The organism is Sphingomonas horti (assembly GCF_009753715.1).
GTDB classification, from domain to species: Bacteria; Pseudomonadota; Alphaproteobacteria; order Sphingomonadales; family Sphingomonadaceae; genus Sphingomonas_B; species Sphingomonas_B horti.
On the sequence record NZ_WQMS01000016.1, the window covers coordinates 84,261 to 110,794 of the forward strand.

Consider the following 26,534-nt stretch of genomic DNA (forward strand, 5'->3'; position numbering starts at 1 on the left):
GGCTGAATGCCGATGTTAGCCGCGGTTCAGCTTGCCCGGACATAGCTGCCGGGCGCTTCCTCGATCGCGGGGAGCTTGCCCGCGCCCGGCACGCGCGCGCCTTCGGCCGGCACCTTCTCCGCGCCCCGCGCCTCGATCCAGCCGATCCAGTCCGGCCACCAGCTGCCCTTGGTCTCGGTCGCGCCGGCGACGAATTCGTCGAGCGAGCCGACCGGCCTGTCGTTGGTCCAATATTGGTATTTGCCGGTCGAGGGCGGGTTGACCACGCCCGCGATGTGACCGGAACCGGCGAGCACGAAGCGCACTGGCCCGTCGAAATGGTCGGTGATCTTCCACACGCTTTCGGCAGGCGCGATATGGTCTTCCCGCCCGGCCTGGACATAGGTCGGCGTCGTCACATCCCGTAGGTCGAGCGGCACGCCCAATACGGTCAGCGCATTGGGCACCACCAGCTTGTTGTCGCGGTAGAGGTCGGTCAGGTACGCCCGGTGCCATTTGGCCGGCAGGTTGGTCGTGTCGCCGTTCCAGTGCAGCAGGTCGAACGCGGGATAGTCGTTGCCGAGCAGGTAATTGCTGACGACATAGTTCCAGATCAGATCGCGCCCGCGCAGCAGGTTGAAGGTCGCGGCCATATAGCGGCCGTCGAAAAACCCGTCCGGCGCAAGACCTTCCAGCAGCTTCAGCTGCTCGTCGTCGACGAAGTTCTTCAGCTCCCCCGCATGGCTGAAATCGACCTGGGCGGTGAAGAAGGTCGCGCTCCTGACCTTGTCCGCCTCGCCGCGCCCGGCGAGCACCGCCAGCGTCGCGGCAAGCGTGGTTCCGGCGACGCAATAGCCGATCGCGTGCACCGACTTGACGTCCAGCGCTTCGCCGATGGTGTCGATCGCATCGATCTGGGCGGCGACATAATCGTCCCAGATCACGTCCTTCATCGAAGCGTCGGCCGATTTCCAGCTGACCATGAATACGCTGAGCCCCTGCTCGACCGCCCAGCGGATGAAGCTCTTTTCCGGATTCAGGTCGAGGATGTAGAAGCGGTTGATCCAGGGCGGGAAAATCACCAGCGGCGTCTCGAATACCTGGTCGGTCGTCGGCGCGTACTGGATCAGCTCGTAGAGCGGCGTGCGCTTCACCACCTTGCCGGGCGTGGTCGCGAGATTGCGTCCGACCTCGAACGCCCCTTGCCTTACATGGCTGAGCTGCCCCTGGCGAAGGTCGCGCAGCAGATGCTCCAGGCCCTTCAGCAGGTTTTCGCCGCCTGTCTCCAGCGTCCGCTTCATCACTTCCGGATTGGTCAGCACGAAGTTGGACGGACTCATCGCCTCGACCACCGTGCGCGTCGCGAAGCGCAGCCTCTCCTTCTGCGCCGCGTCCACGCCGTCCAGTAGATCGACGGACTTCAGCATGTGATCGGCGATCGTCAGATAGGTCTGGCGGATCAGGTCGTAGAGCGGATGCTGCCGCCATTCGGGCGCAGCGAAGCGCCTGTCCTTAGGGTCCGCGCCAGCCTCGCCCGGCGTCACGAATCGCTGCCACAGCTTCAGGCTGTCGGACCAGAAGTCCGTGGCCGCCCGGGTCAGCGCGGTCGAATCCATCATGTTGGGAAAGGCGGCAGGCGGCGGCGCCTCGGCCGCCTTCATTGCCATCTCCACGCCGTGCTCGAGCATCAGCTGCTGCGCGCGGCCGATCACCCAGGTCCAGCGCTGCATGTCCTCCAGGCTCGGCGGGTGGGGGACGTCGGTCTGGTCGGCCATGATTCTCTCCCTGTCGCCATCAATCTAGGCGGAATGGCGAGCCGATCAAACGGAACGGCTTGAGCGCCGCCGCTCCCGGCCCCATCTCCCCGTCATGGCGAAGAGCGACACCTGCCCGTTGTGCGGCAAGCCGACGGCTGCCGAGCACCAACCCTTCTGCAGCCGCGGCTGCAAGGATCGGGACCTGCTGAACTGGCTGGGCGAAGGTTATCGCGTGCCCGGCCCGCCCGCGCACGAGAACCCACTGGACAGCCGCGCAGACCCCTCGCTATAGGCCGCGCCTCGCTTGGCCTAAGCTCCCGTGCCCAGGTAGCTCAGTTGGTAGAGCATGCGACTGAAAATCGCAGTGTCGGTGGTTCGATTCCGCCCCTGGGCACCATCTCCTTCGCGTTCCGCGCGTTAGCGCCCCGGCCGGCGCCCCGGCGCTTGTATCGTATACGGGATACGATAAGACCCGGCTTGCTCGAACACTGGGGAGACAGACATGAGCCGTGCCTGGTCCGCGACCGCCATTGCCCTCGTCATCGCGGCCGGGGCGCTCCCGGCTTCGGCAGCGCCCGCGCCCGCCACGGCCGACCGCATCACGACGCCGGACGCCGCGTTCGGCACCAAGGCGGGAAGCGACTATTTCCTCGCCGACTATTCGACGATCACCAAATGGCTGAAGACGGTGGCCGCCGAAAGCAGCCGGATGAAGCTGCTCAGCATCGGCAAGACGGCCGAGGGGCGCGAGCAATATATGGCGGTGGTCTCCTCGCCGGCGAACCTGGCGAAGCTCGACCACTACAAGGAGATCTCGAAGAAGCTGGCGCTCGCCAAGGACCTAACCAACGAGCAGGCGCGGACGCTCGCCAGGGAAGGCAAGCCGATCGTCTGGATCGATGCCGGCCTGCACGCGACCGAAGTGGTCAATGCCCAGACCCATCCGCAGATCATCTACGAGCTGCTGACCGGCAACGATCCCGAAACGCTGCGCATCCTCGACGACGAGATCGTGCTGTTCCCGTTCGCCAATCCCGACGGGCTGGAGCTGGTCGCTGACTGGTACATGCGCCCCGCCGACAAGCTGGCGCGGCGCACCGACACGATCCCGGTCCTGTACCAGAAATATGTCGGGCACGATAACAATCGCGACAGCTACATGTCGAACCTCGCCGAGACGACGAACATGAACCGAGCGTCGTACCGCGAGTGGTTCCCGCAGATCATCTACAACGAGCATCAGACCGGGCCGGTCGGCACCGTCGTTTTCATCCCGCCGTTCCGCGATTACCCGAACTTCAACTACGATCCGCTGGTCATCAACCAGACCGACGCGCTTGCCTATCAGATGCACGGCCGGCTGATCGCGGAAGGCAAGCCGGGCTCCACGATGCGATCGGGCGCGCCCTATTCGACCTGGTTCAACGGCAGTGTGCGCACCGCCGGCTATTTCCACAACGCGATCGGCATCCTGACCGAGATCATCGGCAGCCCCACGCCGATGGCCATCCCGCTGGTGCCGGACAACCAGCTTGCCCGCGAAGACCTGATCGCGCCGGTCGCGCCGCAGCCATGGCATTTCCAGCAATCGATCGACTATGTGAAGTCGCTGGACCGGGCGGTGATGGACTGGGCATCGCGCAACAGCGAGACGCTGCTCTACAACCGCTATGTGATGGGGCGGAACCAGATCCGCAAAGGCAGCGAGGACAGCTGGGTCGTCACGCCGAAGCGGATCGCGGCGGTCAGGGAAGCCGCGAAGCACCTGCCGAAGCCCGAGGACAGTGGCGAGTTCCGCGGCGCGCAGGTCGTCGATTCCAAGCTCTACGACACGGTGCTGCGCGATCCCGCCGCCCGCGCGCCGCGCGCCTTCCTGATCCCGGCCGACCGCCAGGCGGACATGCCGACGACGATCCGGTTCCTCAACGCCCTGATCAAGCTGGGGGTCGAGGTCCAGCGCGCCGACCAGCCCTTCACCTTCGGAGGCAAGACATATCCGGCGGGATCGTTCGTCGTCCGCAGCGACCAGGCGTTCCGCCCGCACGTGCTCGACATGTTCGAGCCGCAGGACCATCCGCAGGACTTCGCCTATCCGGGCGGACCGCCGGTCAAGCCCTACGATGTCACTGGCTACAACCTGTCCTACCAGATGAACGTGACGTTCGACCGGGTGCTGGACGCGTTTCCGCAGCAATTCCCGGCCGTGCCCGACGAGCTTGCGCCGCCGCCCGGCCATGTCGTGGGGAACGGCGGCGACGGCTTCATCGTCAGCCACGCGACGAACAACAGCTTCATCCTTTCCAACCGCCTGCTGAAGGCGAAGCAGCCGGTGTTCTGGCTGAAGGCACCGGTGACAGTCGCGGGGCAGGTGCTCGCGCCCGGTGCGCTGTGGATCCCCGCCTCGGCCGAGGCGCGCCGGATCGTCGAGGCCAGCGTCGGCCCGCTCGGCATCGATGCCTATACCGCAGCTAAGCCCGAGGGCGAGACGATCGCGATCAAGCCGGTGCGGATCGGGCTTGTCGACGTCTATGGGGGCTCGATGGCCTCAGGCTGGACCCGCTGGATCTTCGAGCAGTTCGAATTCCCCTACACCCAGGTCTTTCCGCAGGAGCTCGACAAGGGCGGGCTCGACAGGAAATATGACGTGCTGGTGTTCCAGTCGGACGTGCTGGGCCGCGAAGGGCGGACCCGCCGGCAGCCGGCCGCCGCCGACATTCCCGCCGAATACCGGCCGATGCTGGGCGCGGTGACCAGGGAGAAGAGCTATCCGCAGATCGCCGCGTTCGCGAAGGCCGGCGGCACCGTCATCACGGTCGGCGACGCGGGGTCGCTCGGGGAAGCGCTGGGGTTGCCGGTCAGCGATCCGCTGACAAGGGCGGACAAGGACGGCAAGCGCGTGCCGCTGCCTTCGACCGAGTTCTACATTCCCGGATCGATCCTCAGCGCGAAGTTCGACGTTACCGACCCGCTTGCCTATGGCATGCCGGAGACGGCAGACGTGTTCTTCTACAACAGCCCGGTGTTCACCGTGACCGGGCCGGGCGCGAAGAAGGTAGCCTGGTTCGATAGCGAGGCGCCGCTCCGCTCCGGCTGGGCCTGGGGGCAGAAGGCGCTGAAGGGCACGACGGCGATCGTCGACGCGTCGCTCGGCAAGGGGCGGGTGTTCCTGCTTGGGCCCGAAGTCACTTCCCGCGCGCAGCCGTTCGCCACGTTCAAGCTGCTGTTCAACGGCATCTATTACGGACCGGCAGCGAGCAACTGACAAGGATTATTCTCGACATCGATTCGCACCCGGAACTTTGTCCCGCAACATCGGTTAAGGCGCTGAAATAATCGTTCGGCGCCAAGCCGATATCGGGAGGAATGCGGGTGCGCTGGCGGATGCGGGCGTGCGTAATGGCTGCGCTGGCGATATGGCCGGCGATGCAGGCACGCGCGCAGGGAAACGGCACCGACGACGGCCAGTGGGTGATGCCGGCCCATGACTATGCGAGCACGCGCTTCAGCCGGCTGGACCAGATCAACCGCGGCAATGTCGGCCAGCTGAAGATCGCTTTCACTTTCTCGACCGGGCTGCTGAAGGGCCATGAGGCGGCGCCGCTGGTGGTCGGGTCGACGATGTACATCGTCACGCCGTTTCCGAACTACCTCTACGCGCTGGACCTCAACCGGCCCGGCGCCCCGCTCAAATGGAAATATGACCCCAAGCCCGCCGCTGCCTCGCAGGGCGTCGCCTGCTGCGATGTCGTCAATCGCGGCGCGGCCTATGCGAACGGCCGCATCTTCTTCAACACGTTGGACGACTACACGGTCGCGGTGGATGCCGAGACGGGCGCCGAAGTCTGGCGCACCAAGTTGGGCGACATCAACCTGGGCGAGACCATGACGATGGCGCCGCTGGTCGCCGACGGCAAGGTGCTGGTCGGCAATTCCGGCGGCGAGATGGGCGTGCGCGGCTGGCTGACGGCGCTCGACGCCGGAACGGGCAAGATCGTGTGGCGCGCCTGGTCGACGGGTCCCGACAAGGACGTGCTGATCGGTCCCGACTTCAAGCCCTACTACGCGATGGACCGCGGCAAGGATCTGGGCGTCAAGACCTGGCCGCCCGAGGCTTGGAAGATCGGCGGCGGCAACGTCTGGGGCTGGATCAGCTACGATCCGGAGCTGAAGCTGGTCTATTACGGCACCGGCAACCCGGGGCCGTGGAATCCGGACCAGCGGCCCGGCGACAACAAGTGGACGGCGGGCATCTTCGCGCGCGACGTGACCACCGGCCAGGCGCGCTGGTATTATCAATTCTCCCCGCACGACCTGTTCGACCATGACGGGATCAACGAGCAGATCCTGATCACGATGAAGGTCAACGGGAAGCCGCGCAAAGTGCTGCTGCGGGCCGAACGCAACGGCTATTTCTACGTGATGGACCGGGTGACGGGTCAGGTGATCGCCGCCGATCCCTACGGCAACGTCAACGCGTCGCTGGGGGTGGACCTGAAGACCGGGCGGCTGATCCCCAACCCGGACAAGGTAACGACGCAGGGAAAGGTCGTGCGCGGCATCTGCCCCGCCTCGCCCGGCATGAAAGACTGGAACCCGGCCGCGTTCTCCCCCCGCACCGGGCTCGTCTACATCCCGCACATGAACCTGTGCATGGACTATGGCGCGATGGAGGCGAACTACATCGCCGGCACACCCTATGTCGGCGCGGACGTGAAGATGTACGCGGGGCCCGGCGGCAATCGCGGCGTCTTCACCGCCTGGGATCCGGGCGCGCGCAAGGCGGTATGGGAAATCAAGGAGGACCTGCCGCTGTGGAGCGGCGCGCTGGTGACTGCCGGCGACGTGGTCTTCTACGGAACCATGGACGGCTGGTTCAAGGCGCTCGATGCCACCAACGGCAAGCTCCTGTGGCAGTTCAAGGCCGGCTCCGGAATCATCGGCCAGCCGATCAGCTATCGCGCGCCCGACGGCAAGCAGCACATCGCGGTGCTGGCCGGCGTCGGCGGCTGGGCCGGCGCGGTGGTCGCGGGCGGGCTGGACCCGCGCGACCCGACCGCGGCGCTGGGCTTTGCCGGCGCGACCGCCGACCTGCCGGGCAAGACCACGGGCGGAGGCATGCTGTATGACTTCGTTCTGCCTTAGAAATCCTCCCCTGCCTTTGCAGGGGCGGGGGACCGCTCGCGAAGCGAGTGGTGGAGGGGCCCACCGCGGAGCGGGCGGTCGGCAGTCCTCGCTTCGCTGCGGCCCCTCCACCACGCGCCTACGGCGCGCGGTCCCCCTCCCCAAGCGAGCTTGGGGAGGAATGATGATTCTTGGCCTCGCCCTTCTTTCCGGCTGCGATCGAGAGGCGCGGGAAGTGCGGGGCAAGCCGCTGCCCGAGACGGCCGTCGCCGCGCAGACGTCGACATTGTTCCCCGGCGGCGGCAGCGCCGGCCCCGAAGACCCCCGCGCGGAAATGTATGCCGAGAACGCGTATCACATTTCCGAAGGCGGCCGCCTCTATCGCCAGATGAACTGCGTCGGCTGCCACGCGAACGGCGGCGGCGGGATGGGGCCGGCGCTGATGGACGACCAGTGGCGCTACGGCGGCCGCATGGACCAGATCGTCGCCAGCATAGACCAGGGCAGGCCGAACGGGATGCCCAGCTGGCGCGGCAAGCTCACGCCGACCCAGATGTGGCAGCTCGCCGCCTATGTGCGGACGCTGTCGGCGAACGTGCCCAAGGACGCGGCGCCGAGCCGGAACGATACGATGTCGAACATCTATCCGCGCACGCTGGCCGAGCCCGAGCCGCCGAGTGCATCCGACCCGGCGGGCGCGAAGGGCCCGGCGCGGTGAGCAAAGCCACCCAAGCCGGGATGGGAGGCGGCCTGCTGCTTCTGACCGGCTGTGCGGGCGTCCAGTCGATCGCGCCTTCGGGCGGCGCCCACACCGCGGCGTTCAACAACCTGTTCGTCATTTTCCTGGTCGTGTGCGGGTTCTTCTACCTGCTGGTGATCGGCTTCCTCGGCGCGGCGATCCTCAGGCGGCGGCGCGAGGGCGATACGGGCGTGCCGATGCTGTTCCGCGCCTGGGTCGCGCTGGTCAGCGTCTCGCTGGTCGGCCTCGCCTTCGCGAGCTGGCTCACCGACCGGGCGATGGCGAGCTATAGCGAGCAGGGCTCGCCGGTCCGCGTGCGCCTGACCGCCAACCAATGGTGGTGGGACGTGACCTATTTCGGCGCCAGCCACAGCGAGGATATCCGCACGGCGAACGAACTGCACCTGCCGGTCGGGCGGCCCGCGCTGATCGAGCTCAAGTCGAATGACGTGATCCACAGCTTCTGGGTGCCGAACCTCGCCGGCAAGCAGGACCTGATTCCCGGCCGCACGGGAGACATCGCACTGCTGCCGCGGAAATCGGGCGTGTTTCGCGGACAATGCGCGGAGTTCTGCGGCGCCCAGCACGCGCACATGGCGCTGACAGTGATCGTCGAGCCCGAGGCCCAGTTCCGTGCCTGGTCGCGCCGGCAACTCGCTACTGCGCGTACGCCCACCACGGCGCAGCAGCTTGCCGGCATGGCCTATGTGACGACGCGCGAATGCGCGACCTGCCACGCCATCGCGGGCACCAGCGCCTCGGCGTCGGTCGGGCCGGACCTCACCCATGTCGCCAGCCGCAGCACGATCGCGGCGGGCACGCTGCCGATGGGCCGGGGCGGTCTCTATGCCTGGATCGCCGACCCGCAGGGCGTGAAGCCCGGCGCGCACATGCCCTATATCGGTCTTGAGGCGCGGGAGCTGGATGCGGTCGTTGCCTATCTCGAGAGTCTCAAATGATCGCGCGCGACGGGCCGGAGCTGCAGGGCGCGGAGCTGCACGACCGGCTGGCACGGACCTGGAGCCGCAAGCCCGGGCTGATCGGCTGGCTCTCGACCGTCGACCATAAGGAAGTCGGCCGGCGTTACGCCGTCACCGCGTTCATCTTCTTCGCGCTGGCCGGCGTGTTGGCGCTGATCATGCGCACGCAGCTGGCGACGCCGGAGAGCGGGCTGATCTCCGCCGACCGCTACAACCAGATCTTCACGATGCACGGCTCGACGATGATGTTCCTGTTCGCCGTGCCGGTGATGGACGCCATCGCGATCTACCTGATCCCGCTGATGGTGGGCGCCAGGACCATCGCTTTCCCGCGCCTGCACGCCTTCAGCTATTACATGTATCTGGGCGGCGGGCTGATGCTTTGGATCGCCTTTGCCCTGAACATCGGCCCCGATATCGGCTGGTTTGCCTACACGCCCCTCTCCGGTCCCGAATATGATCCCGGCAAGCGCGCCGACATGTGGGCGCAGATGATCACCTTCACCGAGGTCGCGGCGCTCGCCCTATCCGCCTCGATCATCGGCACGATCTTCAAGCTGCGCGCGCCCGGCATGCGGCTGGACCGGATGCCGCTGTTCGCCTGGGCGATGCTGGTCGTGTCGTTCATGGTGATCTTCGCGATGCCGGCGATCGCGCTCGCCTCCGCCTTCCTGATCTCGGACCGGCTGGTGGGGACGCAGTTCTTCAACCCGGCGGAAGGCGGCGACCCGATCCTGTGGCAGCACATGTTCTGGTTCTTCGGCCACCCGGAAGTGTACATCATCTTCCTGCCGGCCACCGGCTTCGTCAGCCAGATCACCGAGACCTTCTCCGGCCGCTCGATCTTCGGCTATCCGTTCATGGTGCTGGCCTTGGTCGCGACCGGGCTGCTCGCGTTCGGGCTGTGGGTGCACCACATGTTCGCGACCGGGCTGCCGCGGCTGGGCTATGCCTTCTACACCGCCGCGAGCATGACGGTTGCGATCCCGTCCGGCATCCAGATCTTCTGCTGGATCGCGACGATGTGGAGCGGGCGCCCGCGCTTCGCGGTGCCGATGCTGTACGTGGTCGGGTTCATCATCACCTTCGTGATCGGCGGCCTGTCCGGCGTGATGGTCGCGAGCGTGCCGCTCGACCTGCAGATGCACGACACCTATTTCGTCGTCGCGCACTTCCATTACGTGCTGATCGGCGGCGCGGTGTTCCCGCTGCTGGGCGTCGTCACCTACTGGTTCCCGAAGATCACGGGACGGATGATGTCGGAGCGGCTGGGGCGCTGGGGCTTCGGCCTCCTGTTTGCCGCGTTCAACCTGACGTTCATGCCGATGCACTGGACCGGGCTGATGGGCATGCCTCGGCGGGTCTATACCTATCCGGCCGGCATGGGCTGGGACGTGCTGAACCTGGTCTCGACGATCGGCGCGTTCGGCATCGCCGTCGCGGTGATCCTGTTCCTGGTGAACGTCTTCACCTCCTATTGGAAAGGCGAACCGGCCGGGCCCAATCCCTGGGGCGGCACATCGCTGGAATGGGCGACGACCTCGCCGCCGCCGCCCTACAATTTCGCACATGTGCCGGTGGTTGAGAGCCGGACGCCCTTATGGGACGTGGACGGCGGGCCGCTGCCCGTGATGACGGGCCTGCAGGTCGACGAGCGCGAAACGCTGATGACGACGCTGATCGATGCCGAGCCCGACGTGCTCGAAGCGTCGGCCGAACCCTCGATCTGGCCGCTGGTCGCCGCGATCGTGACGGCAATCCTGTTCGTCGGGTCAGTCTTCACCCCATGGGCGATCGTCTGGGGCTCGATCCCGGTCGCGATCGCGCTGATCGCCTGGTTCTGGCCTAAAAAGGCCCTGGAGCCGGGCGAGGAGCCGGTGTCCGCATGAGCGCGCCCCATCGCTTCGTCCGGGACGTGTCCGCGCTGCCGACGCATGCGTTCGGCAACCGCAGCCTCACCTGGTGGGGCGTGATCCTGTTCATGCTGATGGAGGGAGCCGGCTTCGCGCTGGCGGGCGGCGCCTATTTTATCCTGAAAAGCCATCAGGGGGATTGGCCGCCCTCGCCCATCCTGCCGCCGGACCTGCTTGCCGGCACGCTTTTCACGCTCGTGATGCTGGCAAGTGAAATCCCGAACACGATCGTCAAGAAAAAGGCCGAGGCGGAAGAGATCGCGCCGGTGCGGCTGCTGCTGCCGATCATCGCGGCGATCGGCGGGCTGCTGCTGGTGATCCGTGCGTTCGAGTTCGGCAGCCTGAACGTGCTGTGGACTGACAATCCCTATGGCTCGATCGTCTGGGCACTGCTGGTGCTGCACACGACGCACATTGTAACCGACTGGGTCGACACGCTGGTGCTGACCGCGCTGATGTTCACCCGGCATGGGCCGACGGGCAAGCGCTTCGTCGATGTCAGCGAGAACTCGCTCTACTGGCGTTTCGTGTGGCTGACCTGGCTGCCCATCTACCTGCTGATCTATTGGGTGCCGCGGTGGTGACCCCTCCTCCCCCCTTAATACGGCGCGCCAAATACCTGCTCGCCCCGTGGGCGGGAATGCTGGGCGCCGGCTTCGGCTGGGCGCTGTCGCATCAGGTCGGATCGGATCTCGCGCAGGACAACTGCAATGCCGCGAACCCGGTGGTGATGATCCTGATCGGCCTGATCGGCTTCGCGATCGCAGGCTTCGGCGGGCTGGTCAGCTGGCGCGCGGTGCCGGGCGAGCATGGCGGCCGGAAGTTCGTCGCCTATGTGGGCGTGCTGATGGCCGCGCTGCTTTCAGTCGCGATCTTCATGCAGACGGCGGCCGCCCTGCTCCTGCCCGGGTGCTTCGGATGATCGCGCTCGCGATGCTGCATGCCGGCGCGCACCGATTGCCGGACGAGGCGCCGGGCTGGACCTGGGCGCCGAGCGTCACGGTGCCGCTGCTGCTTGCGGCCGCGCTTTACGCGATCGGCTATGTACGGCTGCAACGCCGCGCCGACGCCGGGCGGCCGCAGCACCGGCGCCACGCGTGGCGCTTCGCTGCGGGCTGGGCGGTGCTGGCCTTGGCGATCGTCTCGCCGCTGCACGAAGGCGGGGAGCGCAGCTTCACCCTGCACATGATCGAGCACGAGCTGATCATGGTTCCCGCCGCGCTGCTGATCGCCAGCGCGCGGCCGTTGGGCGTGATGTTCTGGGCGCTGCCCCTGCCGCTTCGCCAAGGCCTCGGCGGCGGAGCGCGCTGGTGGCAGGGCCTGGCCGACCCGGTGGTCGCGACGGCGCTCCAGGCGCTGGCGCTGATCCTTTGGCACGCCCCGCCCTTGTTCGACCGGGCCTTGGGGCATGAGGGCTGGCATATCGCCCAGCATCTGTCGTTCCTGGTCACGGCTTTGCTGTTCTGGTGGGCGATGACGCGGGCGGCGGGGCGAAACGCGCTGGTCGCGGCGAGCTGCCTGTTCGTGACGTCGCTGATCGGCGGCGGGCTGGGCGCTTTGATGGCCTTCTCCACCAGCCCCTGGTACGCGGGCTATGCCGCCATGGGCATGATGCCGTTCGGGCTGACGCCCGCCCAGGACCAGCAGCTTGCCGGGCTCGTGATGTGGATTCCGGGCGGCATGGCCCATGCGGGCGCCGCTCTCGTGCTGCTCGCGCGATTGTTCCGCCCGGAAAGGCAGGCCGATGCGATCGGCTAGCATCATCGGCTGGACCGGGGGCGTGGCGCTGCTGCTGATCGCCGGCGGCTATACCTGGAATTATCTCGACGCGCAGCGTCAGGTCGCGACGCGCGCGCACCTGCTGACCGGCGGCGACCCGGTGCGCGGCTGGCAGCTCATCCAGCAATACGGCTGCGGCGGCTGCCACACCATCCCGCGCGTGCCGCAGGCGGCAGGCAAGGTCGGGCCGCCGCTCTCTGGAGTCGGCGAGCGCGTCTATCTCGCCGGCCGGCTGGAGAACCGGCCCGAGAACCTGATCGCCTGGGTGCAGCATCCGCGCGCCGTCGACCCGCAGACCGCAATGCCGGAACTGGGCGTGACCGAACCGCAGGCCCGCGACATCGCGGCCTATTTGTACACGTTATGAGCGAGACCCCGTCATCCCGGCGAAAGCCGGGACCCACTTTCTTTACCGCCACCCTGAAGAAAAGGTGGGCCTCGGCTTTCGCCGGGATGACGATGACGATTGCCCCGGCAGTGGCCGACACCGTCTACGTCTCCAACGAAGCGTCGGACGTGGTGCATGTGATCGACGGCGCGACCGGCGCGCGGCGCGGCGACATAGCGGTCGGCAAGCGGCCACGCGGGTTGGCGATGGCGCCGGACGGCAAGCGGCTGTTCGTCGCTGTCAGCAACGACAATGACGTGGCGATCGTCGATCTTGCGAATGGCAAAGTTGCCGGCCGCCTGCCCTCCGGGCCGGACCCGGAAGTGATCGCGGTGGCGCCGGATGCGGCGACTGCGTTCGTGTCGAACGAGGAAGACAATCTGGTCTCGTTTATCGACGTGGGCAGCGCCAGGGTGACGCACGAAGTGCCGGTCGGGATCGAGCCGGAGGGCGTCGCCGTCAGCCCGGACGGCGCAACCGTGATCGCCACGTCGGAAACCAGCAGCATGGCGCATGTGATCGACCGCGCTTCCGCGACGCTGAAGGAGAATCTCCCCGTCGATGCGCGGCCGCGCTGGGCCGAGTTCACGCGCGACGGCAAGCACCTATGGGTGTCGTCGGAGCTCGGCGGGACGGTGACGGTGTTCGATGCCGCGGCCTGGCAGCCGGCCGGCAAGGTGGATTTTACCAGCATCCCCAACGCCCAGCCGGTCGGGATCGCGTTCCGCCCGGACGGCGCCCGCGCCTATGTCGCGCTGGGGCGCGGCAACGCAGTGGCGGAGGTGGACGCCGCGAGCCTCACGATCCTGCGCCGCTTTCCGGTCGGCGAACGCGTGTGGGAGCTGGCCGTATCGGCGGACGGGGCGCGGGTTTACGCCGCCAACGGCCTCAGCGGCGACCTGAGCATCATCGACGTGGCGAGCGGCAAGGTTCGCTCGGTCCAACTTGGAGGAAAGCCATGGGGCGTCGCGGTCTCGCGCTGATGCTGGCGCTCGCCGCCGCGCCGGCCGGCGCCGCGGAGCTGCGCGTCTGTGCGGACCCGAACAACATGCCTTTCTCCAATGCCAAAGGCGAAGGCTTCGAAAACAAGCTGGTCGAACGCATCGCGGCGGATTGGGGACGGACCGTCCAATATACCTGGTGGGCGCAGCGGCGCGGCAACGTCCGCAACACGTTGAAAGCGGGCGAATGCGACCTGATTCCCGGCATCGGCAGCGCTGTCGAGATGGTCGGCACCACCCGCCCCTATTACCGCGCGCGCTACATGTTCGTGACGCGAGCCGATCGGAGCCTGGACATTGCCGGCTTCGACGATCCGCGGCTGAGGACGCTGAAGATCGGCGTGCAGATGGTCGGCGACGACGGCTCCAACACGCCGCCCGCCCATGCGCTGGCGAAGCGCGGGATCGTCGACAATGTGCGTGGCTATCTGATCTATGGTGACTATGCGGAGCACGACCCGCAGGCGGCGATCGTTCGCGCCGTCGCAGCGGGCGAGGTGGACGTGGCATTGGTCTGGGGGCCGACCGCCCAGTGGTATGCGAAGAGCTCGGCCGTCCCGCTGAAGCTCACCCCGACGCCCTGGCTCGACGGGCCGCAGCTGCCGATGCAGTTCGACGTCTCGATGGGCGTGCGCCGCGAGGACGACAAATTGCGGGCCGAGCTGAACGCCTGGCTTACCGCGCATCGGGACGAGGTGGAGGCGCTGCTGGCGCGCTATCGCTAACGGGCGGTCAGATAGGAGTCGGAGCGGGCCAGCGCGATCAGCTCGATCCCCGCTTCCTCGGCACGCGCGAGCGCAAGCGTCGTCGGCGCGGAGACGGTGACGAGCGTCGGGCAGCCCGAAAGCGCCGCCGTTTCGACCAGCTCGTACGAGCAGCGCGACGAGAGCAGCGCGAAGCCGTCGCCCCAGCCCCGGCCGGCGCGGAGCATCGCCCCGACCAATTTGTCGAACGCGTTGTGGCGGCCGACATCCTCGCGCGCGACGAGGATGCTCCCGTCTTCCGAGCAGAGCGCCGCGGCATGCACGGCGCCGGTCGCGCGATTCAGCGGCTGGTGCGCGCGCATTGCGGCCGTCGCCGTGAAGATCGCGGCAGGATCGATCTCGCGCCGCCGCGGCGCCACTCTCGGCAATGGCCGCAGCGCCTGCTCCAGATTCTCGATCCCGCACAGCCCGCAGGAGCTGTCCGATATCCGGTGCCGCACCCGCTCGGCCACGCGCTCGCGCAGACCCGGACGCGTGCCGATCCGCAGCAACGTCCCTTCAGGCATCGCATGCGCATCGGCCGAGACGATGTCCTCGGCGCCGTCGATCAGCCGCTCGGACAGGCAGAAACCATAGGCGAAATCCTCCAGATCCTCGGGCGTGAGCATCATCACGGCGTAACCGAGGCCGTTCAGCTCGACCGCGCAGGGATCTTCGACCGCGACGCCGCGTTCGACCTCCCGCGCTTCGCCTTCTGCCAGCTGCTCCCGGAAACGCTGCGGCCGGCAGCCGGTCATGCGGCTTCCCGAAGGCGTAGCAACGCCGCCCGGCTGGTCGGGTCCAGTCCGCTCCCGCCTTCCGCGAGGTGGGCGAGGATCATCGCGCGCATCCGCGGGTCCCAGAAGCTTCGGATATGCTGGGCCGTCGCCGCAACCGGGTCTGCATCGGTGGCAAGATTCCGCGCGATCTGGTTGGCCATGTAGATCAGCCGTTCGAGACTGCCGCTCACTCGGCGGCCTCTGCCGAAATGCGCCGCGAGCGTTCGGTCAGCGCCTCGTAATCTTCCTGCCATTCCGTCGGGCCGTTCGACGGCGACACCTGGACGGCAGTGACCTTGTATTCGGGGCAACTGGTCGCCCAGTCCGAATATTCGGTGGTGACGACGTTCGCCTGCGTCGCCGGGTGATGGAAGGTCGTATAGACGACGCCCGGCGCGACGCGGTCGGTGACGGTCACGCGCAAGGTGGTCTCGCCCGACCGGCTGGCGAGCTTGGCCCAGTCGCCTTCCTTCAGCCCATGCTGCTCCGCGTCGTGCGGATGGATTTCCAGCAGGTCTTCCGGGTGCCACACCGTGTTCGCCGTCCGCCGGGTCTGCGCGCCGACATTATATTGGCTGAGGATGCGGCCGGTGGTCAGCAGCATCGGATAGCGCGGACCGGTCTTCTCGTCCGTCGGGATATATTCGGTGACCACGAACCGCCCCTTGCCGCGCACGAAGCTGTCGACGTGCATGACCGGCGTGCCTTCGGGCGCGGCGTCGTTGCACGGCCATTGGATCGATCCGAGCTCGTCCAGTTTCGCGAACGAGACTCCGGCAAATGTGGGCGTCAGCCGCGCGATCTCGTCCATGATCTCGGACGGGTGAGTATAGGTCCAGCCAAGCCCCAGCGCGTTGGCGAGGCCCTGCGTCACTTGCCAATCCTCGAACCCGTTCAGCGGCGCCATCACCTTGCGCACCGGCTGGATGCGCCGCTCGGCATTGACGAAGGTGCCGTCCTTTTCGAGGAAGGTCGAGCCGGGCAGGAAGATGTGCGCGTAGTTCGCGGTCTCGTTCAGGAACAAGTCGTGGACGATCACGCATTCCATCGCCGCCAGCCCGGCGGCGACGTGCTTCGTGTTCGGATCGGACTGCAGGATGTCCTCGCCCTGGACGTAGAGCGCCTTGAACGCGCCATCGACCGCCGCGTCGAGCATGTTCGGGATGCGCAGCCCCGGCTCGGGATCGAGCGGGACGCCCCAATCCGCTTCGAACAGGGCGCGCAGCGCCGGGTCGGCGATGTGGCGATAGCCGCTCAGCTCGTGCGGGAAGCTGCCCATGTCGCAGCTGCCCTGGACGTTGTTCTGGCCGCGCAGCGGGTTCACGCCGACGCCGGGGCGGCCGAAATTGCCGGTCGCCATCGCCAGGTTGGCGAGCGCGATCACCGCCGACGACCCCTGGCTGTGCTCGGTGACGCCGAGGCCGTAGTAAATCGCCGCATTGCCGCCGGTCGCGTAGAGCCGCGCCGCCGCCCGCAGTGCCGGCGGGTCGACCAGGGTGACCGGGGCAAGCGCCTCCGGGCTGTGCCTGGCGTCCGCAACGAACGCCGCCCAGTCGCAATAGGCGTCCCAGTCGCAGCGCGCGCGGACGAACGCCTCGTCGGCCAGCCCTTCGGTTATGACGACATGCGCCATCGCAGTCAGCACCGCGACGTTGGTGCCGGGGCGGAGCGGCAGGTGATGGGCCGCCTCCACGTGCGGGGCGCGCACCAGGTCGATCCGGCGCGGATCGATGACGATCAGCTTCGCGCCCTGGCGCAGCCTTTGCTTCATCCGGCTGGCGAACACCGGATGGCCGTCGGTCGGGTTGGCGCCGATCACCATCATCACGTCGCACTGCTCGACCGAATCGAAGTCCTGCGTGCCGGCCGACGTGCCGAGCGTCGTCTTCAGCCCATAGCCGGTCGGCGAATGGCATACCCGCGCGCAGGTATCGACATTGTTGTTCTGGAATCCGGCGCGGACCAGCTTCTGGACCAGGAACGTCTCTTCATTGGTGCAGCGCGACGAGGTGATGCCGCCGATCGAGAGCCGGCCGTATGTCGCCTGGATGCGCTTCAGCTCCGACGCGGCATGGGCGAACGCCTCCCCCCAGCTCACTTCGCGCCACGGCTCGTCGATCGACGCGCGGATCATCGGGTTCAGGATGCGTTCCTTGTGGTTCGCATAGCCCCAGGCGAAGCGGCCCTTGACGCAGCTATGCCCGCGATTGGCCTTGCCGTCCTTCCACGGCACCATCCGGACCAGCTGCTCGCCCTGCATTTCCGCGCGGAAGGTGCAGCCGACGCCGCAATAGCCGCACGTCGTGACGATCGCGCGGTCGGGCATGCCGAGCTCCTTGACCGACCGCTCCTGCAGGGCGCCGGTCGGGCAGGCCTGCACGCAGGCGCCGCACGACACGCATTCGGACGAAAGGAAATCGTCGCTCGGCAGCCCCGCCGCGACTTTGGAGCCGAAGCCGCGGCCGTCGATGGTCAGCGCGAACGTGCCCTGGATCTCGTCGCAGGCGCGCACGCAGCGCGAGCAGACGATGCACTTGGCGGGATCGAAATCGAAATAGGGGTTCGAGACATCCATCGCCTCGCATTGGTGGTCCGCGCCCGGGCCGTAGCGCACGGTGCGCAGCCCGGCCGCGTCCGCCTGCGCCAGCACCTCGCAATCGCCCTCGGCGCAGGCGCTGCAATCGGCCGGGTGATCGGTCAGGTACAGCTCCATCACCCCGCGCCGCAGCCGGCGCAGCCGGTCGCTGTCGGTGCGCACCACCATGGCTTCGGCAACCGGCGTGGTGCAGGAAGCCGGCGTGCCCCGCGCGCCCTCCACTTCGACCAGGCACAGGCGGCAGGAGCCGAACGGCTTCAGCGTATCGGTCGCGCAGAGCTTCGGGATCGCCAGCCCCGCCTCGGCGGCGGCGCGCATCACGGTGGTTCCCGCCGGCACGGTGACGCTGCGTCCGTCGATGCTGAGCGTGACGTCCACGTCCGCGCGTGAGGCGGGCGTGCCGAAATCGGGCTGGAACTCATAGCCCATGGTGCTGCTCCAATCGCGCCAGATCCTCGGGCGCATTCACATTAGCAGGTTCCAGCGGCAGCTTCACCGGCCTTGCGCCGATCCTTGCGGCAAAAGCGTGCATCGCATGCGAGCCGCTGCCGAACAGCATTTCCTCGACCAGTGCGGCCGCCTCTGCCGGCCACAGGCCGAGCACCGGCTGAGCGGCGACGAAGGCGGGCGCCGGCGCGAGCCGGCTGCGCAAGTCATGCGGCACGCCGACGCTGTCGACGCCGCAGGTCAGCACGAAGTCGAATCCCGCGTCGAGCGCGTGGCGCAGAGCGCCGGCGAGACCGCCGAGCGGTCCCTGTCCGGGCGCCGGCCAGTCCGGCACACAGGTGAAGGCGGGATCGTCGCGGCCGACGACCACCACGGCATCGCATTGGCCGGCAAGGGCATCGACGGCATGTGCCAGCAGCGGCTTGCCGCGCCAGCACGCCAGCGCCTTGTCGCTGCCGAAGCGGCTCGATCGGCCGCCGGCCAGCACCGCGCCCAGCACGCTCACCGCGCGAAATCCTCGGGAAAGTGCCGGATCGCGCTCAGCACCGGATAGGGCGTGAGGCCGCCCAGCGCGCAGAGCGAGCCGAACGTCATCGTCTCGCACAACTCCTCGATCAGCGCGAGATTGGCGGCCGCGTCCTCGCCCGCGAGGACCCGCGCCATCGTCTCGTAACCGCGCACCGAGCCCAGCCGGCACGGCGTGCATTTGCCGCAGCTTTCGGCCGCGCAGAATTCGAAGGCGAAGCGCGCCTGGCGCGCCATGTCCACCGTGTCGTCGAACACGACGATGCCGGCATGGCCGACCAGGCCGTCGCGCGCCGCGAACGCCTCATAATCCAGCACAGTGTCGAATAGGCTCGGCGGGAAATAGGCGCCCAGCGGCCCGCCCACCTGCACGGCCTTAACCGGCCGGCCCGACGCGGTGCCGCCGCCGATATCGTGCACCAGCTCGCCGAGCGTCAGTCCGAACGCGGTTTCGAACAGGCCGGCATGCCGGATATTGCCGGCCAGCTGGACCGGCATGGTGCCGCGCGACCGGCCACTCCCGAAATCGGCATAGGCCGGGCCGCCATTGGCGAGGATCCACGGCACCGCCGCGAGCGTCAGCACATTGTTGACGACGGTCGGACGGCCGAACAGGCCTTCGATCGCGGGCAAGGGCGGCTTGACGCGCACCTCGCCGCGCTTGCCTTCCAGCGAGTTCAGCAGCGACGTCTCCTCGCCGCAGACATAGGCGCCGGCTCCCACCCGCACCTCAATCTCGAACGGCGCGACCAGATGGGCGCACAGTCGCACCGCCGCTTCCATCTTCGCGATCGCATGCGGATATTCGGAACGGATATAGACGAAGCCCTTGTCTGCGCCGACCGCGAGACCGGCGATCGCCATGCCTTCGATCAGGCAGAATGGATCGCCTTCCATCAGCATCCGGTCGGCGAAAGTGCCGCTGTCCCCTTCATCGGCATTGCAGACGATGTATTTGCGCGGGCCTGCCGCACGTCGCGCGGTCTCCCATTTGATTCCGGCCGGGAAGCCGGCGCCGCCGCGTCCGCGCAGGCCGGACGTGGTCACCTGCTGGACGATGGCCTCGGGGCCGATCGCCCGTGCCTGCTCCAGCCCGGCCCAGCCGCCGGTGGCGGCATAGTCGTCCAGGCTCAGCGGCCGGGTCCTGCCGGCGCGCGCGAAGGTCAGGCGGGTCTGGCGGCGGATGAAGGGGTGCGACGCGATGTCGCCGATGCGCCGCTGCTCCAATTCTCCCGCCAGCAGCGCGTCCACGTCAGCCGCCGCAACCGGGCCGTAGCCGATCCGGCCGTCGTCCGTCTCGATCTCCACCAGCGGCTCGAGCCAGTGCAGGCCCCAGCTGCTGGTGCGCACCACTTCGGCGCCCAGCGCATCCGCGCGCGCCGCAACCGCGTCCGCCCCGCAGGCCACCGCTGCCGCGTCGTCGGAGACGAACAGCCTCACGCGGCGCGCTCGATCAGCTGGTCGAGCGCCGCGGGGTCGAGCCGCGCATGGACTTCGCTTCCGACCATCGCGGACGGCCCGACCGAGCAGAGTCCCAGGCAATAGACCGTCTCGATCGCGACCCGGCCGGCGGCGGCCTCTTCCGCCCAGCGCGCGAGCGCGTCGCTGCCGCGCGCTTGGCACGCCTCGGCGCGGCACAGCTTGATGACCGGCAGCGGCTCCGGCGCGCGGCGGAAATCATGGTAGAAGCCGACCACGCCCGACACTTCGGCGCGGCTGAGGTTCAGCGCGTGCGCGATGTGGCGGATCGCGTCTTCCGGAATGCAGCCGAACGCGCGCTGCACCTCGTGCAGGATCGGCAGCAATGGCCCCTCGCGCCCCTGGTGCGCGGCGATGATCGCGTCGAGTTGAGCATTTGCGTCGGTCACTGCGCTATCAAGCCCTTGCCACGAGCACATGCAAGGGGGCCATTCCGCGCGCCTCGCGAGTCCGGCATAGACTTGTTCCATGAGCGACTCATTTCCGAAGATCGACCGTCGCACCGCTCTGGCCGGCGCGGCCGCCATGGGTGCCACCTTGCTCTGGCCGGGAGCGGTGCGGGCGAAGCGGATCGAGGCGCGCGAACGGCGCGACCTGTTCCCCGAAGGCGTCGCATCGGGCGATCCGGAGCCGGACAGCGTGATCCTGTGGACGCGCCGGCCTTATGCGGAAGGCGAGCGGCGCCAGCTGACGGTCGAGCTGGCGCGCGACCCGGCCTTCGCGCAGCTCGTCGCGACGCGGCGCGCGCCCGTTCTGGCCGAGGCGGACTGGACGTGCCGCGTGCTCGCCGCGGGCCTGAAGCCGCGCACTGTCTATTGGTATCGCTTCATCGACGACGAAGGGAATGCCAGCCGGGCCGGGCGGACCGTCACCGCGCCGCGGCCCGACGATCCCGACCCGGTTCGCTTCGCCTTCGTGTCGTGCCAGAGCGTCAACGAAGGCTGGCAGCACGCCTATCGGCGGATGATCTGGGAAGACGATCGGGCGCCGCCGGAACGGCAGCTCGGCTTCGTGCTCCATCTGGGCGACTTCATCTACGAAGTCGTCGAATATCCGGACGAGGTCACGCACCGCTACGACCGCACGATCCGGGATATCGGCCGCGTACCCAATGCGCGAAAGGTGCTGAACTTCCACGTGCCGACGGATCTGGACGGCTATCGCACCGTCTATCGCGCGCACATCGCCGATCCGGACATCCAGGATGCCCGCGCCCGCTTCCCGTTCGTCTGCATCGGCGACAACCACGAATTCTCGTGGCAGGGCTGGCAGAGCTTCATCCAATATGGCGGGCTGCCCGAGCCGGCGCAGCCGCTCCGCGTCGCCGCCAACCAGGCGTGGTGGGAATATATCCCCTCGCGCGTCTCCAAGGCATCGGGCCCAGACCTCGACCGCTTCGACGGTCCGAAGGTCGAGAAGGCTGCAGTCGCGCGCTTTGACGATCACGGGCTGGGCGACGAGCCGAACAACCGCGCCGCGATCGGCAGCATGACCGCCTATCGCGCGCTTCGCTACGGCGCGCATGTCGACCTGATCATCACCGACATGCACAGCTATATGATGGAGGACCCGACCGGGAGGCCCGAGGCGGCGGTCTTCTCCTCGCGCGACTTCCCGATGTTCTTCCCCGAAGAGGCGCTGCGGGCTCTGGACGCCGGCCGCGCGCTTCCCGGAGGTGCGCCCGACACGATCGCGTTCGGCGACGCGGCCGTGCCGAACTTTCGCAAGGAAGAGCCGCCCTTCACCCTGCTGGGCCGCGAGCAGAAGGCGTGGTTCAAGCAGCGGCTCTCGGCTTCCCGCGCGACCTGGAAAATCTGGGCAGCCTCGAACGGGACGCTCGACTGGCGCGCCGACCCGCAGAACCTGCCCGCCGGTTTCGGCAAGCCCTGGCCCGGGCGCGGCTATGCCTGCTCCGGCGGCGGCGATCTCAGCGGCGCCTATACCGAGCGCGCCGAGCTGTACGATTTCGTGCGCGATCGCGGCATCGGCGGGTTCGTGACCGTGTCGGGCGATCGTCACAGCTTCTGGGCCGGCTATGCGGCGAAGACCTTGCCGCCGGCCCGCTTCGAGCCGGTGGGCATCGCCTTCATCACCGGCTCGATCTCCGCCGCGGGCGCGCAGGAAGCCTTGGAGCATGGCCTGAAGGATCATCCGCTGAGGCCGCTCTACGTCGTCCAACGGGCGGGCGAGCCGAAGCAGGAATGCACGCTGAACGTCATGCTCCGCCACGGCGTTCGAAGCGCGCTCGAATATGCGCGGAGCGGCGACATCGACCGCGCGCGGGCGCTCAGCAATCCCGACCTCGCGCCGCACCTGACGTTCGTCGACATGGGCGGCCACGGCTATTCGGTCGTGACTGCGGCCGCCGACCGGATCGACACCGAGTTCGTATGCATCCCGCGCCCGGTGGCGGAGGTGACGGCCCCCGATGGGGGCCCGGTGCGCTACCGCGTCGTCCACAGCGCCGCGAAATGGCGCGCCGGCGGGCCGCCCAGGCTCGAGCAGCGCATCATCGAAGGCGACCCCAAGCTGTCGGTTTGAGGCCTCGCCGGCAAGCGCGGACAGCGGCGTGCCCGAAGCGGCAGGCTTTGCCGCGTCAAAATCCGTTCCCTATCTGTTCAACTGGCGCTATGCTACGGCGGTGATCCGGGAGCATCTCTGATGAGCCGCCGTGCGGGAAGCGCGGACCTGCCGCTGCACGGCGGCCGCGTGCCGGCCTGGCTGGGCCAGCGCATGGCCCGGCTCGGCGCCGTCGTCGCGCAGGCGATCGTGATCGAATATGGCCGCGACGAGTTCCTGCGGCGTTTGTCCCACCCCTTCTGGTTCCAGTCGTTCGGCGCGGTGATGGGGATGGACTGGCATTCGTCCGGCATCACCACCAGCGTGCTGGGCGCGCTGAAGCGCGGGCTCGGGCCGCTCTCCGCCGAGCTCGGGCTGCATGTCTGCGGCGGCCGCGGCAGGCATTCGCGGCGCACGCCCGAGGAGCTGGTCGCGATCGGCGATCGCACCGGCCTCGATGGACACGGGCTTGCACGCACCAGCCGGCTCGTCGCGAAGGTCGACAGCGCCGCCGTGCAGGACGGGTTCGACCTCTATCTGCACGGCTTCATCGTCGCCGACGACGGCAAATGGGTGGTGGTGCAGCAGGGCATGAACGGCGATCGTCGCCAGGCCCGCCGCTACCACTGGCTCTCCGAAGGGCTGGAGAGCTTCGTCGATTCGCCGCACGCGGCGATCGATGGGCGCGGGCAGGGGGAGATCGTCAATCTCGCCGATCGCCGCGCCGAAGCGTCGCGAGCCGCCCAGCTTGCTCTGCTTGGATCGCAGGCGCCCGACGCGATCGCGGCGATGCTGGCGAAGCTTGAGGGCCGCCCGCCCGCACCGCCCCAGCTCGACCTGCCGCATCTTGTGCTGCCGGACCGGCACGACGTCCGCCCGCAGGACGTCGTCGCGCGGCGCCTGCACGCAACGCTCGCCGCCGCCGCCGAATGCGGGCCGGCCGACTTTCCCGAGCTGCTGCTGGTGCCGGGAGTCGGCGCGCGCACGGTGCGAGCGCTGGCGATGGTCGCCGAGGTGGTGCACGGCGCGCCGTGCCGCTTCACCGACCCGGCGCGCTACTCGCTCGCCCATGGCGGCAAGGACCGGCATCCCTACCCGGTTCCCACCAAGGTCTATGACCGCACCGTTGCGGTCCTGACCAATGCCGTCCGCCAGGCCAAGCTCGGCCGGGAGGAGGAGCTTGCTGCGATTCGGCGGCTGGACCGGCAAGCGCGGCTGCTGGAAGCGCGGGCGACCGGTCCGTCGGTCGAGGCTTTCATCGCAGAGGAGCGAAGCCGCTCGCACGCGTACGGAGGCCGTAGCGTGTTCGGCTGGGAACCGCCCTCCGACGCGCAGCAAGGCGAAACCGGCTGAGGCCGCACCCGCGTTGACCCACCGCGTCGCCCGGCCTAGCCAGATATCGTATACGGCAGGAGGAGAGGCGATGATGAAGCCGGTCGTCCGGAAAGGCCCGATCGCGGCCGCCCTGATTGCACTCGCATCCCACGCCCAGGCGCAGCAGTCGGAATCCGATGACTATACCCGCTATGAGCTGCTCGCGCCCGACAGCCACAAATTCCGCATTCTCTATGAGGTGACGGCGACCACGCCCGGCGCGAGTGCCTATTACAATCCGATCCGACCCGGGAGCACCGCCTCCGACGAGCGCGTCACCGACCGTGCGACGGGAAAGCCGCTGAAATTCGGTGTCGTCCCCGGCTCGGTCGCGAAATCGGGCGGCGTCTCCGGCGCCCCGCCGGACACGGACTATATCCGCGTCGAGCTTGCGCGCCCGGTGCCGGCGGACGGCGGCGAAGGCCGCGTGCTCATCGACAAGACCTATGAGGACGCAAAGAGCTACTACCGGGAAGGGGACACGATCGTGTTCGACCGGCCGCTCGGCGTGAAACGGAACGCCGTCGTGCTGCCGCCGGGCTACGAACTCGTGTCGTGCAACTATCCGGCGCAGCTGCTGCAGGAAGCGGACGGCCGTATCAAGGTCGCCTTCTGGAACAACACGCCGGCGCAAGCGCCTCTGGTGATCAAGGCGCGGCCGTCATCCGCTCTTGCGGTGTCGCCCTCCAGCATTGCGAATTTGCTCGAGGAGCGTGCGCACCAAAATCGCGAGATCGTTTATTTCCTGAACCCGCCCGAGACGCACAGCTTCGATCTGTATCACGATTACACCGAGTCACGGCCGGGCGTCGGCACCTATGTGAACATCGTCCGCGCCGGCAGCGCCGCGTCCAATCCGTCGGGCCGCAACCTCGACACCGGGCAGCCGCTCAAATGGGAAATCGTGAAGGGGGCCGACATACTGAAAGCCGACCCCCATGAACAAGGCGTGACGGCAGACACCGAAGCGGTCGTGTTCCGTTTCGATACGGTGAAGCCCGGGACAAGCGCGCGGCTGCGCTTCTCCGAGACCTACACCGATCCCGACCGCTACAAGCTCGTCGGCGACGAGCTGGTTTGGCACCGCTCGTTCGGGCGGCCGCTCAACACCGTCGTGCTGCCCGCCGGCTGGGTGCTGACCAACAGCTCGATTCCGGGCACGATCAGCCAGACCGACGACGGCCGCATCCGGATCGAGTTCATCAACCCGCGTACGGACGAGATCGACGTCGTCATCACCGCCCGGCGCCGCCGGTCATGACCATGGAGCAATGCCGATGATGTCTCTCGCCCTCGCCATGCTGGCGATGCAGGCCACGCCCGCCGCGGCGGCGCCGTCGGCCCCGGCCGCAACCCCGGCCGCGAAGCAGTGGCCGACCCGCGAAGGGAACTTCACCGTCCGCGATTTCCGCTTCCGTTCGGGCGAGACGCTGCCGGAAGTGCGGCTGCACTACACGACGCTTGGTTCGCCGCATCGCAATGCGCGGGGCGAGATCGACAATGCGGTGATGGTGATCCACGGCACCGGCGGCAGCGGCAAGCAGTTCCTGCGGCCGCAATTCGCGGACGAGCTCTACGGCCCCGGCCAGCCGCTCGACATCACGCGCTACTATATCATCCTGCCTGACAATGTCGGCCATGGCGGCTCGTCCAAGCCGTCGGACGGACTGCGAATGAAGTTTCCGCATTACGACTATGACGACATGGTCGAGCTCCAGCACCGGCTGCTGACGGACGGGCTGGGCATCAGGCGCATGCGGCTGATCATGGGCACGTCGATGGGCTGCATGCAGGGCTTCGTCTGGGGCGAGATGTATCCCGACTTTATGCAGGCGCTGATGCCGCTCGCCTGCGAGCCGGTGCAGATCGCGGGCCTGAACCGGATGTGGCGGCAGATGATCGTCGACGGGATCAAGGCGGACCCGGCGTGGATGAACGGCGACTATACGACCCAGCCGATCCAGGGGCTGCGGACTGCCGCCTCGATCTCCCTGATTGTCGGCGGCGCACCGCTCAATCTGCAGAAGCTCTATTCCGACCGCGACGCCGCGATAGCCTATGTCCGCGAGCGTATCGACGCTGACATCGCCAGCCGCGACGCAAACGACATGATCTACCAGTTCGAATCCTCGAAGACCTACAATCCGTGGCCGGACCTGGAGAAGATCAAGGCGCCGATGACGTGGATCAACTCGGCCGACGACTTCATCAACCCGCGCAATTTCACGTTTCCGCAGGAAGCGCTGAAGCGGATGCCGAACGCCCGCTTCCGCCTGATCGCCGAATCCGACGGCACGCACGGGCACGGCACCCATAGCTGGGCCAAATTCTGGAAGCAGGATCTGATCGAGCTGCTCGCCCGCAGCGCGCGCTGA

The 26,534-nt window shown here is 67.8% G+C and carries 23 protein-coding genes and 1 tRNA gene; 17 read left to right on the top strand and 7 right to left on the bottom strand.

Going from position 1 to position 26,534, the window contains the following annotated elements; all coding sequences use genetic code 11:
- Positions 1–26: 26 nt before the first annotated feature.
- On the bottom strand, positions 27–1,754 hold the full coding sequence (locus tag GON01_RS13215; protein WP_157027852.1) for a PHA/PHB synthase family protein: 1,728 nt from the start codon (positions 1,752–1,754) through the stop codon (positions 27–29).
- 94 nt (positions 1,755–1,848) lie between these two features.
- Here GON01_RS13215 and GON01_RS13220 point away from each other — a divergent pair, with 94 nt between their 5' ends.
- The 13 genes from GON01_RS13220 to GON01_RS13280 all read left to right on the top strand — a co-directional run bounded on the left by GON01_RS13220 (position 1,849) and on the right by GON01_RS13280 (position 14,382).
- The gene (locus GON01_RS13220; protein WP_157027853.1) at positions 1,849–2,028 is read left to right on the top strand and encodes a DNA gyrase inhibitor YacG; all 180 of its coding nucleotides are present in this window, start codon (positions 1,849–1,851) and stop codon (positions 2,026–2,028) included.
- 29 nt (positions 2,029–2,057) lie between these two features.
- Positions 2,058–2,133 (top strand) — tRNA-Phe (locus tag GON01_RS13225).
- A gap of 105 nt (positions 2,134–2,238) precedes the next feature.
- On the top strand, positions 2,239–4,998 hold the full coding sequence (locus tag GON01_RS13230) for a M14 family metallopeptidase (RefSeq protein WP_157027854.1): 2,760 nt from the start codon (positions 2,239–2,241) through the stop codon (positions 4,996–4,998).
- A 134-nt stretch (positions 4,999–5,132) separates the two neighbouring features.
- Complete coding sequence (locus GON01_RS13235) at positions 5,133–6,878, top strand: methanol/ethanol family PQQ-dependent dehydrogenase (protein ID WP_198159860.1); 1,746 nt, start codon at positions 5,133–5,135, stop codon at positions 6,876–6,878.
- Positions 6,879–7,038: 160 nt separating this feature from the next.
- The gene (locus GON01_RS13240) at positions 7,039–7,575 is read left to right on the top strand and encodes a c-type cytochrome (protein WP_157027856.1); all 537 of its coding nucleotides are present in this window, start codon (positions 7,039–7,041) and stop codon (positions 7,573–7,575) included.
- Positions 7,572–8,555, top strand: a complete 984-nt coding sequence (locus tag GON01_RS13245; RefSeq protein ID WP_157027857.1) for a cytochrome c oxidase subunit II — start codon at positions 7,572–7,574, stop codon at positions 8,553–8,555. The genes GON01_RS13240 and GON01_RS13245 overlap by 4 nt, the downstream gene beginning before the upstream one ends.
- Positions 8,552–10,465, top strand: a complete 1,914-nt coding sequence (gene ctaD, locus GON01_RS13250) for a cytochrome c oxidase subunit I (protein WP_157027858.1) — start codon at positions 8,552–8,554, stop codon at positions 10,463–10,465. Before GON01_RS13245 ends, ctaD begins: the two co-directional genes overlap by 4 nt.
- A complete protein-coding gene (locus GON01_RS13255; protein ID WP_157027859.1) occupies positions 10,462–11,073 on the top strand; it encodes a cytochrome c oxidase subunit 3 in 612 nt (203 codons plus the stop codon). Before ctaD ends, GON01_RS13255 begins: the two co-directional genes overlap by 4 nt.
- Positions 11,070–11,411: a hypothetical protein gene (locus GON01_RS13260; protein ID WP_157027860.1), complete on the top strand. Its 342-nt coding sequence runs from the start codon at positions 11,070–11,072 to the stop codon at positions 11,409–11,411. The genes GON01_RS13255 and GON01_RS13260 overlap by 4 nt, the downstream gene beginning before the upstream one ends.
- Complete coding sequence (locus GON01_RS13265; protein ID WP_198159861.1) at positions 11,408–12,247, top strand: cytochrome c oxidase assembly protein; 840 nt, start codon at positions 11,408–11,410, stop codon at positions 12,245–12,247. The genes GON01_RS13260 and GON01_RS13265 overlap by 4 nt, the downstream gene beginning before the upstream one ends.
- A complete protein-coding gene (locus GON01_RS13270; protein WP_181599971.1) occupies positions 12,234–12,635 on the top strand; it encodes a c-type cytochrome in 402 nt (133 codons plus the stop codon). The genes GON01_RS13265 and GON01_RS13270 overlap by 14 nt, the downstream gene beginning before the upstream one ends.
- A gap of 92 nt (positions 12,636–12,727) precedes the next feature.
- Positions 12,728–13,639, top strand: coding sequence for a PQQ-dependent catabolism-associated beta-propeller protein (locus GON01_RS13275; RefSeq protein WP_198159862.1), 912 nt, complete (start codon positions 12,728–12,730; stop codon positions 13,637–13,639).
- The gene (locus tag GON01_RS13280; protein WP_157027863.1) at positions 13,615–14,382 is read left to right on the top strand and encodes a quinoprotein dehydrogenase-associated putative ABC transporter substrate-binding protein; all 768 of its coding nucleotides are present in this window, start codon (positions 13,615–13,617) and stop codon (positions 14,380–14,382) included. The genes GON01_RS13275 and GON01_RS13280 overlap by 25 nt, the downstream gene beginning before the upstream one ends.
- Here the strand turns inward: GON01_RS13280 and fdhD are convergent.
- Genes fdhD through GON01_RS13310 form a run of 6 tightly spaced genes read right to left on the bottom strand, consistent with a single transcriptional unit; the run spans position 14,379 to position 20,615 of the window.
- Complete coding sequence (gene fdhD, locus GON01_RS13285) at positions 14,379–15,158, bottom strand: formate dehydrogenase accessory sulfurtransferase FdhD (protein WP_157027864.1); 780 nt, start codon at positions 15,156–15,158, stop codon at positions 14,379–14,381. The genes GON01_RS13280 and fdhD overlap by 4 nt on opposite strands.
- Entirely contained in the window at positions 15,155–15,370 is a 216-nt protein-coding gene (locus GON01_RS13290) for a formate dehydrogenase subunit delta (protein WP_309503260.1), read from the bottom strand. Before GON01_RS13290 ends, fdhD begins: the two co-directional genes overlap by 4 nt.
- Entirely contained in the window at positions 15,367–18,204 is a 2,838-nt protein-coding gene (gene fdhF / locus GON01_RS13295) for a formate dehydrogenase subunit alpha (protein WP_157027866.1), read from the bottom strand. The genes GON01_RS13290 and fdhF overlap by 4 nt, the downstream gene beginning before the upstream one ends.
- On the bottom strand, positions 18,194–18,727 hold the full coding sequence (gene mobA, locus GON01_RS13300; protein ID WP_181599972.1) for a molybdenum cofactor guanylyltransferase: 534 nt from the start codon (positions 18,725–18,727) through the stop codon (positions 18,194–18,196). The genes fdhF and mobA overlap by 11 nt, the downstream gene beginning before the upstream one ends.
- On the bottom strand, positions 18,724–20,187 hold the full coding sequence (locus GON01_RS13305) for an NADH-ubiquinone oxidoreductase-F iron-sulfur binding region domain-containing protein (RefSeq protein WP_181599973.1): 1,464 nt from the start codon (positions 20,185–20,187) through the stop codon (positions 18,724–18,726). Before GON01_RS13305 ends, mobA begins: the two co-directional genes overlap by 4 nt.
- Positions 20,184–20,615: an NAD(P)H-dependent oxidoreductase subunit E gene (locus GON01_RS13310; RefSeq protein ID WP_309503261.1), complete on the bottom strand. Its 432-nt coding sequence runs from the start codon at positions 20,613–20,615 to the stop codon at positions 20,184–20,186. The genes GON01_RS13305 and GON01_RS13310 overlap by 4 nt, the downstream gene beginning before the upstream one ends.
- A gap of 79 nt (positions 20,616–20,694) precedes the next feature.
- On the opposite strand from GON01_RS13310, the gene GON01_RS13315 reads away from it, so the two are divergent.
- The 4 genes from GON01_RS13315 (at position 20,695) to GON01_RS13330 (ending at position 26,534) form a co-directional block, all read left to right on the top strand.
- Complete coding sequence (locus GON01_RS13315) at positions 20,695–22,767, top strand: alkaline phosphatase D family protein (RefSeq protein ID WP_157027867.1); 2,073 nt, start codon at positions 20,695–20,697, stop codon at positions 22,765–22,767.
- Positions 22,768–22,887: 120 nt separating this feature from the next.
- On the top strand, positions 22,888–24,138 hold the full coding sequence (locus GON01_RS13320) for a DUF763 domain-containing protein (RefSeq protein WP_157027868.1): 1,251 nt from the start codon (positions 22,888–22,890) through the stop codon (positions 24,136–24,138).
- 70 nt (positions 24,139–24,208) lie between these two features.
- Positions 24,209–25,420, top strand: a complete 1,212-nt coding sequence (locus tag GON01_RS13325) for a hypothetical protein (RefSeq protein WP_157027869.1) — start codon at positions 24,209–24,211, stop codon at positions 25,418–25,420.
- A 19-nt stretch (positions 25,421–25,439) separates the two neighbouring features.
- A complete protein-coding gene (locus GON01_RS13330; RefSeq protein ID WP_157028242.1) occupies positions 25,440–26,534 on the top strand; it encodes an alpha/beta fold hydrolase in 1,095 nt (364 codons plus the stop codon).